The organism is Lactococcus sp. bn62, assembly GCF_029492705.2.
Lineage (GTDB): Bacteria > Bacillota > Bacilli > Lactobacillales > Streptococcaceae > Lactococcus > Lactococcus petauri.
This window is the reverse complement of sequence record NZ_CP120417.1, coordinates 517057-535893: the sequence shown is the minus strand read 5'-3', so window position 1 is coordinate 535893 and position 18837 is coordinate 517057. Positions and strand designations below refer to the sequence as shown.

The following is an 18837-nucleotide window of genomic DNA, read 5'->3' as shown; positions in this document are numbered from 1 at the left end:
ACAAGATTTGTCGATTTTAAGTTTCTTATGAAAAGTTCTGAAAAGTCAGTAGTTTGTCTTTTTCATTACTTTTTAGATTTTTTACAGTTCAGAAACGGCAAAAAAGCAACGAAAACTTGACGTTTCGTTGCTTACAAAACCCGTGGGGACAATATTTCCCACAGAATTTGTCGACAAACCATTACCCTATATTATATCATTTATCGACTGTCTTTACAAGGTCTAAATGCCCTTGAATTACTTTTCTTTCAGCTTAACTTTACCTCTATCCGTCACCTCAACACCTTCTAATTTTAACAAACGAATTTGTTCTAGACGCCCTTCACCGTGCATCCCTATAGTGCCATCTGATCTGATGATTCGCCACCAAGGTAAGTGATGGCTTTCCGATAGACCGTGAAGCGCTCTGGCAACTTGCCGCGCACCATTTATAAGGCCTGCCCGTAGTGCAATATCTCTGTATGAACTCACTTGTCCATAGGGTACCGCTTTGATTTCTTTAAGTATCCGCTGCGTTTCCGGCTTAAGGTCTTCAAAGTCCTTTACCATATTTTCACACGTTGCTCAGGCGCGCGATACATCCCGTCGCTTTCTTGCACCTCAAAAGTCTGATAAAATTCTTCTAAGTTTGTCGGTGGAATATTGGCGCGCAATTTTGCTGGGGCATGAACATCCATTGAAAGAAGCATTTGCTGGAATTCCATGCTGGCTTTCATACGCCAAATTTTCCCCCATTGGCTAAAGAAATCTGTAAGATTAACATCCTCTTCTTTTTGCGCAGCAGTCATCGCTGCCGTGATTCCTCCTTGGTCGGCAATATTTTCCGAAACAATCAACTTGCCGTTTGCTGGACCAGCTTCAGTTGCTCGTCCATCAAAAGCTGCAATCATTTCTTCTTGTTTCTTCTCAAAAGCTTCATAGTCTTCGTCTGTCCACCATTTATTGAGATTGCCATACTTGTCAAACTGTGCTCCATTATTGTCAAAAGCATGTGAAATTTCATGGGCAATTACTGCACCAATACCACCGTAATTTTGACTAGCTGACTGTTCAAGACTGTAGAAAGGTGCCTGTAAGATAGCTGCCGGAAAAACAATCGTATTGCTGTCGGGACTATAATAAGCATTAACCATATGAGCCGGCATATGCCACAAGCTCTTATCAACTTCTTCACTAAATTTTTCATAGTGACGTGCAGTGAGCAATTCATCAAAATGACAGGCATCTTCGTAGAGACTCCCATTTCCAACTTTAAAACGACTATATATTTCTGGAAGTTTGTCCGGGTAGCCTATGAACACAGTAATTGCACTCAATTTTTCAATAGCCTTATCAATCGTTGCACGACTGAGCCATTCATTTTTATCTAAGCGTTCTTGATAAACTTTAATCATCTCAGAAGTCATGTGCTTAACGTCTGATTTAGCTTCTTCTCCAAAATATTTTAGACCGTAATAAAGGCCAATCACTTGACTGAAATAACTCTCCGTTATATCGAGCTGATGTTTTTCTTGACTCCTTGCCTCTGATACATTCGATAAAAAACGTCCATATGCAGACCCTAAAAGTCGTAATTCATCTGAAAGTAAGCCAGTTGCCTTACGCGCGATTTTCACCAACATCCACGCTTTAATTAAAGGCCAATTTTCTTCGTTGATGATATGGTCAAAAGAGTCATAAAAACGACTTTCAAAGACAACGATTTTCTCCGGTTCAGTGCTAACCAAGCCCTTAATAAATGAGTCAAAATCTATATTTTTAAAATGTCCTACAAACTCCTTAAAAGGAACCGGATTATAAAGCTCCGCATATTTAGCCCACTCTTCCGCAGTATTTGCTGATTCCACCAAAAGGCCATCAAAAGCCACTGCTTTAGCCGCGATTTCTTGGGCATCTTTTTGTCCAAAATGCTCTAATATTTCCTTGGAGTTTTCCTGCCAAAAACTCAAAAGTTCAGCTTTACGAGGATGACTTTCCTCATAGTAAGTAGTATCAGGCAAAATAAGTCCAGGACCAGTGAAGCCCAGAGAGTGGTGCACTGCATCTTTCATATCTGCATCAACGCTGATTGAGAAAGGTAATGGGGCTTGAGAATGAAAAATCAAATCAAGTAAATGCGTACGAAAATCCTCGAATGAGTTAAGATTTGTTACCTTATCCATCTCTCTAATAACGGCAGAGAAATCGTTTTTGTTACGACTTTTCCAATCTCCTGCCTTATTGTAAAACTTTATAGCCTCTAGCAGTTCAGGATTATCTTCTGGAAGTTCCACAGACATGCGCTGCAAATCGGCTGTTAAGTTTTTTTCATTTTCCAATACCAATTCGTCAAAAGCAGAGATACGAGGTTTATCAGCTGGTATCTGTACCTGTTCAAGCCATTCGGCATTTACTGTTGCAAATAAATCATCTTGTATTCGTGTCATTATAACCTCCTGAAAACGTTTTTTATATTATAACATAAAAGAAAAAGCAAACTTCCGAACAGCTCTGCATTCTGAAATTCGCTTTATTTATTTTTTTTAAATATGAAGTTTTTGACGAAGTCTTGTGCCTCGGCTCCCCATTAATTTTTCAAGTAAGCCAGCTTTGGCTGCAATATAAATGTAGGTGAAGAATCCACCGCCACCAGCTACAGCTATCACGAGCAAGGCTTTGAAATGACCTGGAGAAAGTGGCATCAAAATCAACGAAATCAACCCATAAAGAACCAGAGTCACAACGGCCATAATAGCCGTAATAATTGAGATTCCAATAATTCCTTTCAAAGTACTTTTAACTCGGAAACCCGTAACTTCATGAATCTTGCGAATAATAATCCATGTGCCATATCCAAAAGCAATAGTCGTTGCCACAAGCGGACCATAAGAGTGGAAAATCATAATTGACGGCACTTGCAAAATCAATTTGATCACTAAAGTAATAATGAAGTAACGCATCGCTACTTTAGAATAATGCAAAGCTTGCAAGATTGGGGCAACCATCGTGTACAAAGCCAGCAAGAAGCTTTGGAGGACAGCCCAGATAAACAGTGCAAGCTGCAAGCTATTTACTGAACCATAAAACAGTGTATAGATTGGTGCAGCTAAAATTGTCATGCCTAGGACCGCAGGCAACATAAAGGCCACAAACAGTTGAAAATCGTAAGAAATCAAATGCGCTGTTTCTTTATAATTCTTCTTAACAAAGTTAGAGGCAATAAGTGGCAGAGCCACAGCTCCTAAAGTCATCGCTTCACCAATGAGAATCATTGTCAACTTGTCGGTATTAGCAGAAAAGTATGAGAAGAAAACTAAAAGCTGTGTATCACTATAGTCAGATACCCACCGCATGACCGTAACAAAGGTCGCTTGGTCCACAATTTTAAAAATTTGAATAGCTGAGCCAATAACGACAAACGGGATAGCTTGATAGATGGTTTGTGAAAGCAGGCGCCAAGCACTAATTTTTGTAATACTTGGGCCTGGGTTAATAATCTTGCCAAGCATATTGTTTTTGATCAAATACCAGAGCAAGACAGCACATGAGCCCAACATACCGATAAAGGCTGCTGTTGTGGATTGGACAACTGCTTGTGTCCAATCTCCACCTGAGAAGCCAAGCTTCATAATCATAAACGTAAATACTAACATCCAAATTACACGGACAACCTGTTCATAAATTTGGCTCAAAGCTATCGGCTTCATATCATTAAGCCCTTGGAAATATCCTCGAATGACTGACATGGCCGGGAAAATTAGAATGGCGAGCGAAAGCGAGCGCATCACCTCTGTTAGGTTTTCTCCTCCACCTGACATAGCTGCTAATGCTGGTGCACCGATATACATCACACCAGCTGCTACAATACCAAGCCCAACCATAAAAATAAAGATATGACGAACTAAACGATTGCTTAGATTTTCATCTCCCATCGCATTATAATGGGCTACCTCACGCGCAATAGCTACAGGAAGACCTGCAGTTGAAATCAAGAGAAAGAGCGCGTAAATATTATACCCCATTGAGAAAAGGGCATTGGCTTCATTATTGTGTTCTCCCATCCACGCAAACCACGGAATGATGTAAATCGCACCCAGAAGACGTGATAAAATATCCGCTAAAGTAAACCACAAGGTCCCGCGCATCATTGTATCCTGCTGTGCTGCTTTATTGTCTCGAATCTCTTTACGCTTGGTTTCCGCATCCATTTGCTGGAGCTTTTCTTCCATGCTGAGATTATCAGTCATTTCTGTACTATTCATTTTTCTATTTTACCATGAAGTAGGGATTTTTGACAATAAAAGTTTATAACACTCCTTGGACAAAATAAGTTCTATTTCGAACTACAAATTCTAGATGGATAAGTTTAGTTCCTTTATTTACTAGAACCGTGAGATATAATTAACTTGAAATTCCAGAACGTTTGACATAAAAGTAGCACAGAAAAAAATGTCACGGTATAAAAATTAAAATAAGTTATAAGCAGGATAAAAGCTAAGCCCAGAAGTCCTCTAAAAAAATACTCCTTTATCTGTCGTTGGATATACATTAACTTTAACATGCGTATACTGATAAAATAAGCCCGGATTACCGTATTCGTCATCATTAAGAAGACTATTGCCAAGACTACGGTTAAATCCATGGACGAAGCTACAGTAAAACAAGATAGGGCCATCAGGTAAGAAAGAGCCTGAATTTTTGGCAGTTGTTTTTTGTAATAGCTCAGCTCCACTGTTCTTTCCATGAATGCCACGTTTTGGAAGATGAATATACCAATGTAATTCAGAATGAAACTGCTCTGAATTACCGCAAGAAACCCTAAAAGTGAATCAAAATCCGTGAATACACTTTCCTCTGAAACAAAGATGAGAAAACTACCACCAAGGAAAACCAGAGCGCTAAAAATATAAGTTTGGTTATTTTTATTCATAAGGATGATTAATAAAAAAGTCGGAAATTTCCCATTGTATAGATGGCTGCTCCTGCTGAAACACCAATAACAGCGCCAACGGCCCAGTTCCAAGCTGCAACTGTTGCTATTTTAGCCGCAATGACTCTATAGCTATAGACATATACGCCACGCGCGATAGCCTTAATTTGTGTCCAACCAAACCCTACCGCAGTTAAAGCCCTGCGCATCCCTGCTGAACGATGCCACAAGCCTTCCAAATTCCTTCCGACCATTCGGATAGAAAAAGCACGCGGTGCCAATAATGGCACGTTTTGACTTGCCATCAATTCTTTTTCTTTTTGTTGTAAAAAAGCCAAGTCAGACTCGTCAAATGTAATCTGTTCAAGCGAATTCCAATTTTCACTTTGTTGTTGATTTAGTTGAATATCATTCGCTTGTACTAGCCCTGTCACAGACGGCCCAACTGTCGAAAATAAGAGAGTGAGTGCAATCATACCAACTATCCCTTTTTTAGTTTGTTTTTTCATTAAATTTTCCTTTCTGTGGTTATGATTTTTTTATGTGTGAATTTTTCAGCAAAGATACGAATAATACTTGAAGTACTTGATTAACCCTACCCATTTATATCGCTTATAGTTAGTCTATAACAACATTACAGCTAAAGACAGTTATAACTTAGGCTTAAATTACTATATATTGACAGTTCTTTGTCGACTTAGTTAATAGAAAAATTGCCATAAACAAGCTTTTTCTTGCTCTTTTACCACAGTTTCAAAGCATAAAGATATTAAAAATATAGGAGTCTTTTATGAAAAAAACACTGCCCATCGGAGAAATATATCGTTATTTTCGTACCTCTAAAAATTTCGCCCTTAAGGAAGCGGCGAAGGACTGCATCTCCACTTCCCAACTTTCTAATTTTGAAAATGGACGCAGTTATGTTTCTTGCATTGTTTTGCTCTATCTCTTGAATAATATAAATGTAGCACCTCACGAATTTTTCCATCATCTTAATACCCAACTCAATCCTTTGGACTGGTTTGAAGAACGTGATATGGCTCATCTAAACAGTAATACGCTCCATCTTCAAAAAATTATCCAAAAATATGAAAAATCACTTATACAAAGCTCATCTTCCACTCAAAGATTAAACTTGGATAAATTTCGCTTAGAGGCAACCATGAAGCAGATAGATCCCCATTATCACCTCTCTTCTAAAAGTCTTACTGTCATTAAACACTACTTAATTAACATCAAAATATGGGGCGAATATGAATTTGATTTGTTGAGTGACATAGCTGGATTTCTAGACTTAGGTACCTTATCAAAGTTTAGCCATAAAATACTCAAAACAGCACGATGCAGAAACATTCATCCTCTTACCCAAAAAGCTCAAATAAAAACTGGAATAATCTTCCTCGAGATTTTTATTAAAAATAGACAGAAATATTTAGCAGAAGAGTTACTTGATTTTATTGCTTCTTTAAACATTCCAGAAATCGATCTTTTTGAAAGAGTAAATTTCATATATCAAAAAGCGCATTTTGAAGTGGTTTTTGGAGATACGAGCGCTATAGAAACAATGAAAAAATGTCAATATATTTTTGAACGATGTGAATCCTATCAAATTGCTCTGAAACTTGAACAGGAAATTAAAAGCTTAGAGACTGTGGTAAAAACAAGATAAACGCTTCCTATAGCACTATCCTCTCTTGTTCACGAAACATAAAGCGATTATCAAGTTACAAAAATATAAGTGAAAATGGTATAATTAAGCCTACGAATAAGAAAAAAGCACCTATCCACATTTAAGTGAAGTGCCTTATAATTTAGCTCTCTTCCGGAGTTAAATGGTATAAATAAAGGAGGCAGAAAAACCCATGCTCAAAATACAAGATGTTTTAGAAATTCTGAAAAAAGACGAAAACTTTCACGAAATTGTCTTTAAAAAGGAATATTACTATAACTGGGAAGAAGATTTCACCTTCGATCAATTAAGCTATGATAGCCGAAACACTTCTGCATCAACCCTATTTTTTGCGAAAGGTCTAAATTTTAAAGCAGAATATCTAGAAAACATAGCAGCACCTTTCTACATTTCTGAAATAGATTATGAAGTGGAAATACCTGCAATCATTGTTTCAAATGTGAAGCGTGCAATGAGTCTCTTAGCTCAATCATTTTATGATTATCCACAAAATGAACTCCAAATATTAGCTTTGACCGGAACAAAAGGAAAAACAACTTCTGCTTACTTCGCTAAATCAATCTTAGATGAAATGAACGGACAAAAAACAGCCTTACTTTCTACAGCAGAAACAACTCTTGATGGGAAAAATTTCTTCAAATCTGAGTTAACTACACCCGAAAGTCTTGACTTACTCAAAATGATGCGCCAAGCTGCGGATAATGGAATGACACACCTTGTGATGGAAGTAAGCTCACAAGCTTATAAAACTGAACGTGTCTATGCTATTAACTTCGATGTTGGTGTCTTCCTTAATATCTCTCCCGATCACATCGGACCTGTCGAACATCCTACACTTGAAGATTATTTTTACTGCAAGCGACAACTTTTACATCATTCCGGTTACTTTGTAGCCAACAGTGAAATGACCCATTTTAATGTAATTAAGCAAGAGTTAGCAGATCTTAAAATCCCGCATGATTTTTACGGTGAAAAATCTGACAATCAAATCATCGAATCTCATGCACACGATTTTACAACAAGTGGTAAAATAGCTGACCATTTTGACATTCGTTTACTTGGAAAATTTAACCAAGAAAACGCCTTAGCAACAGCTTTAGCAACCCAACATCTAGGAGCCACAATCGAACAAATTAAAAACGGCTTAGCAAAAGCCGTAGTACCTGGACGCATGGAGATGTTAACTACAAAAAATGGTGCAAGAATTTATGTTGATTACGCCCATAACGGTATTAGTTTGCAAAACTTAGTGTCTGTTGTTGAACCTCATCATAACGGTAAAATCGTCTTGGTTTTAGGAGCTACGGGTAATAAAGGTGAAAGTCGTCGTAAGGATTTTGGCCAAGTTATCGAAGCACACGAACGCTTAGAAGTCATTCTCACTCAAGATGATTCTAACCACGAAGATCCTAAAGCCATTGCTGATGAAATTGCAAGTTATGTTTCACGCTCCTGTGATTTTGAAGCAGATCGTGCAGAGGCAATAAAACAAGCCATTCAACGTGTGACAGATCAAAATGATGCTGTTATTATTGCTGGAAAGGGTGCAGACAAGTTCCAGTTAGTCAATGATAAACGTGAACCTTATCCTGGTGATAGAGCCGTAGCAGAAAAATTTATTTAAAAATTGCCTCATCGGCATTTTATGTTTTGGAATAAAAAAAAGCAGCCTAAGCTGCTATTTTTTATTTAGCATTATGTAATTCATCTTCAGAAAGTTCTGTTAATGAGGCATATTCTGCAGGGTAACGTTTTTTGTAGCGATTCATCATAAAGAAGGCTACCAAACCAAAGATAACTGGACCAGCAATCATTGATACAACTGTTTGGATTGTATCTCCAAGGACTGCAGAGCGTTCAGCAACTGGCAAAGCAAAGTAATCTGTGATAGGTTGGATTACTGTGAAGGCATTTGCAAAAGCAACAACAAGAAATGTTACCGTTACAGCCGCCATCGCTACACCTTTAGATTTATAAAGCGTAAATGGTTTTTCAATATTATCATTGAGTTTGAATTTTGCATAGGCAATAACGATAAAGAGGTAAGGCAATGTCATCGCAACGTTGGCCATGTTTGTCAAGATTGCAAAGAATTTCGCCGCTGCTTCTGCACCACCACCAAGGTTGATGAGCATGTTCAGCAAGATGATAACAAAGACAATTACGAATTGGATAACCATCGCAAATTTTGGCATACCTGATTCTTTATCAAGTTGTCCATAGCGACCAGGCCAAAGTTTATCTGGTGTACCAGAAATAATTTGTTTAACTGGGCTGTAGATCAATGTAAAGAAAGCACCCATTAATGAAAGCAACATTGCAAGACCCATGTAACGGGCAAGAATTGAACCGATAACTACCGCACCTGAATGACTCATACCAAAAGCAGCACCAAGCGCTTCACCAAGGTATTGCATTGTTACATAACCTGCATTACCAAGGTTAATTGTTCCAGCTTTTACGCCTTCGTAAAATGCACCGCCTGTTTGGTAATTCATGAAGAAACCAACACAGAGAATCATTACAGAATAACCGATTGCAATGATAAGCGCTGACGTTACAACACCACGAGGGAAATTTTTCTCAGGTTGGTCTGTTTCATCAACCAAACCACCAACTGCTTCAACACCACCATAAGCAAAGATAGCAAATACCATGAAGGCAATAAAGCCAATTGCAGAACTGTTATTGAAGTTAGGATTAAGGCTGGTTACAAAAGCTTCAGCAGTAATTGGCGTTGTTGGATGTCCATTAAGAATAAGGACTAAGAGTGCGCAAATCAAGAGAATCGCATTCAATGAAAGAACAGCAATACCACCAAGTGTAGCGAATTTTTTGACTGCATCCAAACCACGAAGTGCAAAGAAAGTGATTGCAGCAACCCAAATCATAGCAATGATTGAGAGAATCCATGGATCTGGCACATGAAGCGAGTTACCAAAAATCATGTTTGTGATTGGTACCATGATACCATTTGAAACGTTGACCATCCATACCAAATATGAAGCGTACCACATAAATGTTCCGACGAAGGCGAAAGTTGGACCAACTGCTTTCTCCATCCAAGAATAGATCCCACCTTTTTCTTCTTTGAAAGCTGAACCAAGTTCAGTTACCATGAAGGCAAAGGGCAGGAAGAAGAATAATCCACCCACGATATACCATGGAATTGCAGCATAACCCATCATGTAGAATGCACGTGGGATGTTGTTAAATCCATATACTGATGTGAAGATCATCAGGCATAAGCCGACAAGAGAAAGTTTCCCTTTTGCTTTATCAGACATCAAATGTCCTCCTTTTTTTATAATCAGATTGACTGATTGAAAATATTTGTAAATCAAGTAACTTAAAGTACTTGTATAATTACCATAAGTAAAGGCGAGTGGGAAGTTTGACCAGAACTCTCAACAGTGAATTATATTGTCTTTTATAAAAGATAGAATAGAACAATCATAACTAGAATTCGTTATAATTGTGCGACAATTCTAAGAAAAACCTAAAACAGGTCGCCCAAAGGCGACTTGTTTATTGGTTTATTTAATTAAGAAAAGTAAATTCTCTCGAAAAAATCACTGTTGGAAAGCTATTCCTCCCAACCTTAAGAACCATTTTAGCTTATTATGCTTTATTTTTCAACTTTATTATTGAGTTTAAGCATTTCGAGCAGTACATCTACTGCTTTTTCCATAGTTTGTAAGCTTACAAACTCAAAACGACCGTGCATGTTTTCACCACCAGCAAAGATGTTCGGTGTTGGCAAGCCCATAAATGAAATCTTAGAACCATCTGTCCCACCGCGAACAGGTTCGATTTTTGGCTCGATATCCAAGTTTTTCATTGCTTCTTCGGCTAAATCAATGATTGACATGTCTTTCTCAATAACTTGAGCCATGTTGTAATATTGATCTTTGATTGTGGCTTTTACGCGTTCAGAGCCAAGTTCAGCATTCATTTTATCAGCAATTTCTTGCATCAAGGCTTTGCGCTCATTAAATTTATCTTCTGCATGGTCACGAATAATATATTGTGCGCGTGCTTCTTCGACAGTTCCGTCTAATTTCAAAAGGTGGAAGAAACCTTCACGACCTTCTGTTTTTTCGGGACGATCAAATTCTGGCAATTGCGCATGGTAATCCATTGCTAATTGCAAAGCGTTAACCATTGTATTTTTGGCTGTACCTGGGTGAACATTTTTACCTTGAAACTCTAAAACAGCACCGGCAGCTGAGAATGTTTCATATTCCAATTCACCAAGGGGTCCACCGTCAACTGTATAAGCAAAGTCAACATTGAAATCTTCAACATCAAAACGGTCAGCCCCTGTACCGATTTCTTCGTCTGGACCAAAACCAATACGGATTTCACCATGTTCAAAATCAGGATTGATATTGATTAAATAATCAGCCAAAGTCATGATTTCAGCAATCCCCGACTTGTCATCAGCACCCAAAAGTGTTGTACCATCTGTATGAATCAAAGTTTGACCTTTGTAGTTTTTCAAGTTTGGGAATTCTGCTGGATCAAGACTGAAACCAGAATCACCAAGTTTAATCACAGACTCTCCATCATAGTTTTCAAGAATTTGCGGATTGATACCTTCTGCATTAAAGTCTGCTGTATCCATGTGAGAAATCAGACCGATTTTACGGACATTTTTGTCTGTAGTTGCTGGGATAGTCCCTACAACATAACCGTTTGATTCAAGATAGTGTACATCTTGAATACCAATTTCGCGCATCTCATCTGCCATTTTATGAGCAAAATCAACAAGAGCAGGAACAGATGGTACAGTTGTTGAATTTTCATCTGAACGTGTGTTTACTTTAACATAATCAAGGAAACGGGGTAACAATTTTTCGTATTTCATTTTTATCCTCCTATGGAAATGAAGTTCTTTAATACCTTTGTTTGTTGGATTTGGGCAGAGATGAAGTCTTGAGGAGAATCATAATGAATTTCTTCAAGTTGAAGTGTATCGTCAAACGCAAGATTTGACGTAAACTCTCGTTCACCTACTGCGGAGATGTAGCCATATTTTTCTAAGGCTCTGATGAAAATATCTGGACGTGCTTTGACAATATCTTTACGCGTAAATTTGAGCAAAAAACTGGTCATGTATTTCAGAGCATACTCTGGATCAACATCGCCCATAAGCTGATATACTTCTTGTTCAAGTATTGTAAGCGGTAAGTGATGCGCCACCTTGTAAAAATAGTTAAATAAGCTATCTGTGGTCAAATCATACCGACTTGAAAAATGTAGCGTGATTGTATTGGTTTTATTTTGAAGTTTTTGCTGGACAATAGACTGCTCCAGTCTCTGCTCCACTTGACTTCCAACTGCCACAAAAAATGGTTTCTCATAGATATTAACAGCTACAGGCATTGTTTTTGAAGAAAGATCAAAGTCAGCATCAGTAAAAACTTTAAAATTATTGCCATAACGTTTATCCTTGCGCCAGATAAAACCAGCAGCAATAAAGCTATCAAGCTGGCGATCTAAGTTTTTCTCTTGTTCAAAAACTTTATGAATTTGGCGTAAGGTTACCTCTTCATGCACGTGCAGGTAATTAATCAGTTTTAAGAAAAAAGGCTGACAAGTCAGCCTATTTTCATTAAAAACGCGAATAGGCATTATTTGTTAAACTCTTCAGTAAGTTGTGGTACAACTTGCTTTTTACGTGAAACGGCACCAGCTAAGAAAGCATGGTCGTCTTCTAACGTAAAGTGGAAAGCTGCTTCAACTTTATCTTTGTGGCTACCGATTTCGACAATTTCTGAGTTAGAATTTACGATATCTGTAATCATGAAGACAAAGTCATCATAATGTTCAACTTCCATTGCTTTCTTGATGGCTACTTTGACATCGTGTAAGCGTGAAAGTACATCTTGAATTTCAACTGTATTTACCTGAGCGATACGGATACGACTGCCATTAAGTTCAAATGTTTTTGCATCAATATCAATGAGTTCATCTGCTGACTTGTTGTCCAAGTTTGTGCCAGCTTTAAGCATAGCCATACCATATTCTTGGAGATCAACACCAGCAATTTTTGCCAATTCTTCTGCAACTTTATGGTCAGTTGCATGTGTTGTTGGTGATTTCAAAAGCAAGGTATCTGAAATCAAACCTGAAAGCAAGAGACCTGCTACTTCACGGGGAATCTCAACACCCGCTTCAAGGAATTTGCGGTAAACAATTGAAGAAGCTGAGCCAACAGGTTCAATTGTCATGAACAAAGGAGAAGCAGTATTGAAGTTAGCCACACGGTGGTGGTCCACCACACCAAAGATATTTAATGAAGCAATATCTGCGATTGATTGTTGGAACTCATTGTGATCCGTCAAGATAACTGTATCCACGCCTTCAGCTGCTGCTGATGTTACAACACGTGGTGCTTCTACACCAAAATAGTCCAACGCAAATTGCGTTTCTTCATTAGGTGTACCTAATGCAACACACTCTGTATTCAAAGCGCCAACTGGACGATGGTTGCTCAAATATGAGAAACCATAAGATGATGCGATTGCGTCTGTATCTGGTTTTTGATGACCAAAGACAAAAATTTTATCTGACATTTCTTTTACCTCATTTATATATTTATATTCGCTTCATTATATCAAAAAAAGAGGATTTACGCACGCTTTCAATCTATTACTGGAAGTGTTCTTGCCTTAATCTTGGCACCGAAAAAACTTGAAAGCCAAATGCGGCCTTCAAGTTTTATCTAATTCTCTCTAAATATTCTTGATAAGTTTCTGTACCCATGATTGATTTTGCATTGGACACACGTTCTTTTGTCGGCGGTTTAACACCAGCAAGTGGATATTTCCAGCCTAGTTCGCGCCATTTGAATTCCCCCATCGTATGATAAGGTAAGATTTCAAATTTCAGAACATTATCCAAGGTTTTAACAAATTCCCCTAGCTTTTCTAAATCTTCATCAATATCCGTTTCACCTGGTACAAGCACGTGACGGATCCACATGGCTTGCCCCTTGTCAGAAAGGTAGCGGGCAAATTCTAAAATATTTTCATTAGGGTGTCCCGTCAAGGCCTTGTGACGTTTTGAATCAATTTCTTTCAAGTCCAGCAAGACAAGATCTGTGACTTCAAGAAGTTCATCAATACGAGAGGTGATATATTCATCCGTTCTAAATGGCCGTGCTGAAGTGTCTAATGTGGTATGGATACCCAAACTTTTAGCGTATTGGAAAAGAGCGATGACGAAGTCAATTTGCAACATGGCTTCCCCACCAGATACAGTGATACCTCCTTTTTCGCCCCAAAAACCACGGAAACGAAGTGCTTCGTCCATCACATCTTCTACCGTACGTGTCGTTGCTTTTTCGTTTTTCAACGCCCAAGTATCTGGGTTATGACAATATTTGCAGCGCATTTGACAACCTTGCATAAAAACAATGAAACGTACTCCTGGACCATCTACAGATCCAAAGGATTCGGTAGAGTGAATCAGGCCGGTTACTTTTTTGGCTTCTTCAATATATGTATCAGTCATAAGCTTTTCCTCTTCTTCAGTATGCTTTTATCATACCTCAAATCTCTCTTATTATCAAATCCTTTTCTAGGCTCTTAATTTTCCATCATCAAACAGGTTAACCACAAAAGTAATCACGCAGAGAAGCAAGGCCAAGAAGAAAACATTATGCAAAGCTCCAAGAACGATTTGTTCTAATTGACCATGAATTTTCTCGGGAACGACTACGTTGGAAGCTGTACTAATAAATTCGTTGACATTCTTAAAGCTGACTTCTGGAAATTTACTGAGCCCCGCATTGATACCTAAGGAAAAAGCTAGCCCCAATATCCCGGTCATCATTGCCTGACCCAAAGTTCGTCCTAGCACAACGAGAGAACTTGCTTGACCAACCATTTCAGCAGGAACCATTTTTTGTGCCAAAAGTGTCGTTGTTGAAAGTATAACCCCCATCACACTTCCTGTAAAAGCAGAAATAATGTAAAAACCTTCGATTGGGAAAGCAACACTTGAAAGAACCAAGGGAATGTAGACAAGGATAAGAATACCCACTAAAACGGCATAAAGTCTCTTCGGCGCAAAACGTCGTAAAAGAAAACCAACAAAGAAACTGGTTACCATCCAAAACAATGATGTAGGTGTTAATGCAAGACCTGCAACAAAGGCTGGAACGCGGTAAATGGCTTGTAGCCAAATAGGAAAATAAATATTGAAAGCAATCAAGCAGCCACTTAAAAGCATTGAAATAATAATCTGAATACTGAAAGTCCTTGTTTTAAACATTTCTAAATTAAATAAAGGATCGACTGCTTTTTTCTCTGTACGAATAAAAATGATGCTGGCCGCAACAATCAAGAAGAGGAGCACAACTTCTAATAGCCAATTGATTGTGGAAGCTGACATTTCTTGAAACATCAGTAATAATGAAACTAAAAGTACAGATAGAGAGACAATACCTGCCCAGTCCATCGGTTGTTTTGCTGTTTTTTCGTGTACATCCTTATAACCAAAAATTGTAAGTAAAAGTGTGATCAATCCCAAGGGCACATTGATGAAGAAAACCCAGTGCCAGCCCAACGTATCAACAATCCATCCGCCAAGCAACGGGCCTACTAAAGCCGAAATCGCCCAAGCTGTATTATTCAACGCCATAATTTTTGCACGCTCTTCAAAATCAAATAAATCAGCAATAATTGTGAAGGTTAAAGGCATCACAGCTCCTGCACCGATACCTTGAATCGCTCGAAAAATAATGAGGAACAGCATGTTGGGGGCAATACCACAAAGTATCGAACCAATCACAAAAGAGACAAGTCCAAAGATAAAAATATTTTTTCGCCCCAGATTATCCGCAAGTTTTCCATAGATTGGTGTTGCAATAGCCGAAATAAGTAAATAAATAGCAAATACCCAGCTTTGGAGTTCTAGTCCTTTCAACTGAGAAATGATGGTTGGCATAGCTGTGGTCACAATCGTAACCTCAACAGATGTCATAAATGTTGCAATAAAAATAGCTATAACAATAGCCAAATGTTCTTTTCTTTTCATATTCCCTCCTCTGTTCTATATCTTCATTTCTTTTACATTTTATCATAGTTTTTTTCAGAAAGTCAGGACAGTAAAATAAAAAGATAGATTAATTTTAATCTATCTTTTACTTTTATTCAGGAAGCTCTACATCGAACTCCACACGAAGTTTTAATATACGATTTCCATCTACTTCCAGACTTGTGAGTGAGAAATGATCTTCTAAGTTGTCAATCTTACACATCACTTGTTGTCCTTTTTCTGGAATTTGTCCTGTTTCTGAGAGGAAGAAACCAGCCATTGTGTCTACATCCTTGTTGACCAAATGTGTGCCAAACTCGTCATTAAAGTCATTGATGGTCATTTTACCTTGAACCACATACATGTTCTCACCGATCTTATGAACTTCTGCTTCTGCAATATCCGTTTCGTCTTCAATCTCTCCGACGATTTCTTCAATCAAATCTTCAAGTGTGACGATACCTTCAACGCCCCCATATTCATTCAGCAAAATAGCCATTTGATTTTGGGTGTTACGCATCTGGAGCATCAAGTCATCCACAAAGACTGTTTCAGGAACAAAGAGTGGTTCTTGCAACATCTCACGGAAATCAATGTTATCAAAACCGTCAGCAAAGCCTCGAGCTAAGATACGTTTGGTGTGAATAATCCCTAAGATGTTGTCTTTATCATCATCATAAACAGGCACACGAGAGTATGACTCGCTGAGCATTTTCTCAATATTTTCACGCGGATCATCATTGATATCAATCATGAAGGCATCCGTACGTGGAACCATAATTTCACGTGCTACAAGTTCATCAAGACTGAAAACACCTGTAATCATTTCACGTTCAGAATCATCTAAGGCCGTTTCATCCGTGTGCACGAGATACTCAATCTCATCACGTGTCATGTCATCATCACTGCTGTCAAACTTGATTGGGAAAATTCTTGCCAGCCCATTAATCGTAATGGTCAACAACCAAATGAAAGGTTTTAAAACTACACCAATCGCCATCAAGGGACGAACCATTTTCAAAGCTGCTTTTTCTTTAAGAGCCTGAGCGATACGTTTAGGGAAAAGCTCACCAAATACAATCGTAAAGAAAGTCAAAATAACCAAGATAATGATTTTACTTAAGGTTTGGGCAAAGCTTGTATCACCAAACAACGGTGCCAGCTGTGCAGCTAATGTATCAGCCAAACTTGCCCCCGCTACGATATTCAAGAAGGTAATCCCAACTTGAACGGTGGACAGGAAGTGTGTCGGATTATCGATTACACTAAGCAAATATTGATACTGCTCATCGCCTTCACTCGCCTTTTGCTCTACACGCGATCGCGATAGAGAAACGAGTGCCATCTCACTTGCTGAGAAGAATGCATTCAAAGCAGTAAGAAAAACAAGTAATAAAATCTGTAAAATTATCGAGGTGCTCTCGGGGTCAGGGTGTGCCATTTTTACTCCTATTTTTTAGTAATATGAAAACTATTATATCATAGTTTAATCGTTTTGAAATATTTTTTTCTTTTCTTGCTCACGATGATTATGCCATAAGCCAGCAAGGAACTTCACAATTTCTTTAACTAATGAGTAGACAGGTACGGCAATAATCATACCTAGAATCCCATATAAACTTCCTGAAACCAACATCAAAACCATAACCGTCACAGGGTGAACGCGTACAGCATTCCCAACGATTTTAGGATAAACAAGGTTCCCGTCAATCTGTTGCAGGATTAAAACATAAGCGACAGCGAGTACAGCTGTCCAAGGTTGAGTAAATGCCAAAGTAAAAATTACCGGCAAAACTCCGATATAGGGTCCTGCATAAGGAATTAAGTTGGTAATAGCCGAAAAGCTGGCAAACAAGAAGGCGTAAGGAATACCGAACAACATGTAACCTACAAAGACAAAGATGAAAACCAAGAGCGAATCCAAAGCCACGCCCGAAATATAACGAGAAATTGTCGCATTCATCTTCTCGAGGAGCTCAACAAAACCAAGTGGATCTTCACGAAAAATTGTACGTTTTAAAGAAGGAAGCAATTTTTCACCATCTTTTAGCATATAGTAAAGTAGGATAGGAACTAAGATAGCAACCATAACCACAGAGGAAATGATACTTACGATGCTTCCAACACTGTCCGTTAAATTTTTAAGCAAATTATTCAGAATATCAGTATAAGATAAATTAATATTACTAATCATGCCATTAATGTCCAGCTGACGGTAAATGTGAGCAAAACGTGGATCATTTTGTAAAGATTCAATCCAATGACGAAACTCAGGAAATGCTTTCGTACTGGCATCAATCAAGCTACTTAACTGCGAAACGACATTAGGGATGATGGATGCAATACTCCAAACCACAAGTCCAAGCAAAGTAATCAAAACAATCAAAATCGCAAAGAAACGTTTAATTTTCCAACGGGTTTCCATATAAGTCACTACAGGTTTGAAGATGTAGTAAAGAAAACCCGCGATGATGAAGGGAATAAAGAGCAGGGCCAAAAGAGTTTTGACCGGTTGGAAGAGAAATTCCAGTTGCATGAGCATAAAAATAAGCAGGGTCGCTGCTAAAATTTCTACTGTCCAAAAAAATAATTTACTGTTTTTAAACATAATATCCTACTAATAAGGGCAAACGAAGCCCTTTCTTTTTTTTTAAAGCTATTTATATTATAATTGAAATAAGATTTTTACGCAAATTCAAGATTTCGGGAGGAAATTTATGCAAATCAAGCAAACCCGTGACACCATGTCGGAAATATACTGTGATGCATTACGTATTCGTAACACTGTTTTTGTAAAGGAGCAAGGTGTTCCTTTTGATTTAGAAGTTGGCAGTCCTATTGATGAGGCACATTCCGTGCACTTTGTAGGTTACGAAAATGGTAAAGCCTTAGCGACTGTTCGTCTTTTGGTGGATAGCGAAGATAAGAAACACGCTGTGGTCCAACGAATGGCCGTTCTAAAAGAGGAACGTGGCAAAGGTTATGCAAATGTCCTCTTACAAAGTCTTCTTGATTTTTGCAATCAAGCAGGAATTACTCTTTTAACTTTGCATGCACAACTTAGCGCCAAAGGCCTCTATGAAAAATTCGACTTTCAAGTGCAAGGCGAAACCTTTACAGAAGCTGGAATCGAGCATGTTACCATGTTTTTTGAAATTAAATAAAAAAATAAGCGCTCACCTATTCACCG

Annotated in this window: 16 protein-coding genes; 3 read left to right on the top strand and 13 right to left on the bottom strand. The window is 38.2% G+C overall.

What is annotated here, in order from left to right:
• Window positions 1–237 precede the first annotated feature (237 nt).
• The 5 genes from P3G65_RS02980 to P3G65_RS02960 all read right to left on the bottom strand — a co-directional run bounded on the left by P3G65_RS02980 (window position 238) and on the right by P3G65_RS02960 (window position 5418).
• Window positions 238–549 carry an MGMT family protein gene (locus tag P3G65_RS02980; protein ID WP_019292412.1) on the bottom strand — a complete coding sequence of 104 codons (312 nt, stop codon included), beginning with the start codon at window positions 547–549 and terminating at the stop codon, window positions 238–240.
• Window positions 543–2426: a M13-type metalloendopeptidase gene (locus tag P3G65_RS02975; RefSeq protein ID WP_019292413.1), complete on the bottom strand. Its 1884-nt coding sequence runs from the start codon at window positions 2424–2426 to the stop codon at window positions 543–545. The genes P3G65_RS02980 and P3G65_RS02975 overlap by 7 nt, the downstream gene beginning before the upstream one ends.
• Window positions 2427–2522: 96 nt before the next feature.
• Window positions 2523–4241, bottom strand: coding sequence for a polysaccharide biosynthesis protein (locus tag P3G65_RS02970; RefSeq protein ID WP_019292414.1), 1719 nt, complete (start codon window positions 4239–4241; stop codon window positions 2523–2525).
• Between the two features lie 113 nt (window positions 4242–4354).
• Complete coding sequence (locus P3G65_RS02965; RefSeq protein WP_019292415.1) at window positions 4355–4909, bottom strand: hypothetical protein; 555 nt, start codon at window positions 4907–4909, stop codon at window positions 4355–4357.
• Window positions 4910–4917: 8 nt separating this feature from the next.
• Window positions 4918–5418: a hypothetical protein gene (locus tag P3G65_RS02960; RefSeq protein WP_019292416.1), complete on the bottom strand. Its 501-nt coding sequence runs from the start codon at window positions 5416–5418 to the stop codon at window positions 4918–4920.
• 281 nt (window positions 5419–5699) lie between these two features.
• Between P3G65_RS02960 and P3G65_RS02955 the strand changes: the two genes are divergently transcribed.
• Both P3G65_RS02955 and P3G65_RS02950 read left to right on the top strand, forming a co-directional pair.
• Window positions 5700–6578, top strand: a complete 879-nt coding sequence (locus tag P3G65_RS02955) for a helix-turn-helix domain-containing protein (protein ID WP_019292417.1) — start codon at window positions 5700–5702, stop codon at window positions 6576–6578.
• Window positions 6579–6771: 193 nt separating this feature from the next.
• Window positions 6772–8223 (top strand): UDP-N-acetylmuramoyl-L-alanyl-D-glutamate--L-lysine ligase, encoded by a 1452-nt coding sequence (locus tag P3G65_RS02950; RefSeq protein WP_019292418.1) that lies wholly within the window; start codon window positions 6772–6774, stop codon window positions 8221–8223.
• A gap of 61 nt (window positions 8224–8284) precedes the next feature.
• Here the strand turns inward: P3G65_RS02950 and yjeM are convergent, their stop codons facing one another.
• From yjeM to P3G65_RS02910, 8 genes are all read right to left on the bottom strand, one after another.
• A complete protein-coding gene (gene yjeM, locus P3G65_RS02945; protein WP_019292419.1) occupies window positions 8285–9886 on the bottom strand; it encodes a glutamate/gamma-aminobutyrate family transporter YjeM in 1602 nt (533 codons plus the stop codon).
• Window positions 9887–10227: 341 nt separating this feature from the next.
• Window positions 10228–11469, bottom strand: coding sequence for a peptidase T (pepT, locus tag P3G65_RS02940; protein WP_019292420.1), 1242 nt, complete (start codon window positions 11467–11469; stop codon window positions 10228–10230).
• Between the two features lie 2 nt (window positions 11470–11471).
• Window positions 11472–12236, bottom strand: a complete 765-nt coding sequence (locus P3G65_RS02935; RefSeq protein WP_019292421.1) for a DUF1803 domain-containing protein — start codon at window positions 12234–12236, stop codon at window positions 11472–11474.
• Window positions 12236–13180 carry a manganese-dependent inorganic pyrophosphatase gene (locus P3G65_RS02930; protein ID WP_014024319.1) on the bottom strand — a complete coding sequence of 315 codons (945 nt, stop codon included), beginning with the start codon at window positions 13178–13180 and terminating at the stop codon, window positions 12236–12238. Before P3G65_RS02930 ends, P3G65_RS02935 begins: the two co-directional genes overlap by 1 nt.
• Window positions 13181–13325: 145 nt before the next feature.
• On the bottom strand, window positions 13326–14120 hold the full coding sequence (pflA, locus tag P3G65_RS02925) for a pyruvate formate-lyase-activating protein (protein WP_019292422.1): 795 nt from the start codon (window positions 14118–14120) through the stop codon (window positions 13326–13328).
• 66 nt (window positions 14121–14186) lie between these two features.
• Window positions 14187–15647, bottom strand: coding sequence for a DHA2 family efflux MFS transporter permease subunit (locus P3G65_RS02920; RefSeq protein WP_019292423.1), 1461 nt, complete (start codon window positions 15645–15647; stop codon window positions 14187–14189).
• 112 nt (window positions 15648–15759) lie between these two features.
• The gene (locus tag P3G65_RS02915; protein WP_004259258.1) at window positions 15760–17088 is read right to left on the bottom strand and encodes a hemolysin family protein; all 1329 of its coding nucleotides are present in this window, start codon (window positions 17086–17088) and stop codon (window positions 15760–15762) included.
• Window positions 17089–17133: 45 nt separating this feature from the next.
• Window positions 17134–18255 carry an AI-2E family transporter gene (locus P3G65_RS02910; RefSeq protein WP_019292424.1) on the bottom strand — a complete coding sequence of 374 codons (1122 nt, stop codon included), beginning with the start codon at window positions 18253–18255 and terminating at the stop codon, window positions 17134–17136.
• 109 nt (window positions 18256–18364) lie between these two features.
• On the opposite strand from P3G65_RS02910, the gene P3G65_RS02905 reads away from it, so the two are divergent.
• Window positions 18365–18811, top strand: coding sequence for a GNAT family N-acetyltransferase (locus P3G65_RS02905; protein WP_019292425.1), 447 nt, complete (start codon window positions 18365–18367; stop codon window positions 18809–18811).
• Window positions 18812–18837 lie beyond the last annotated feature (26 nt).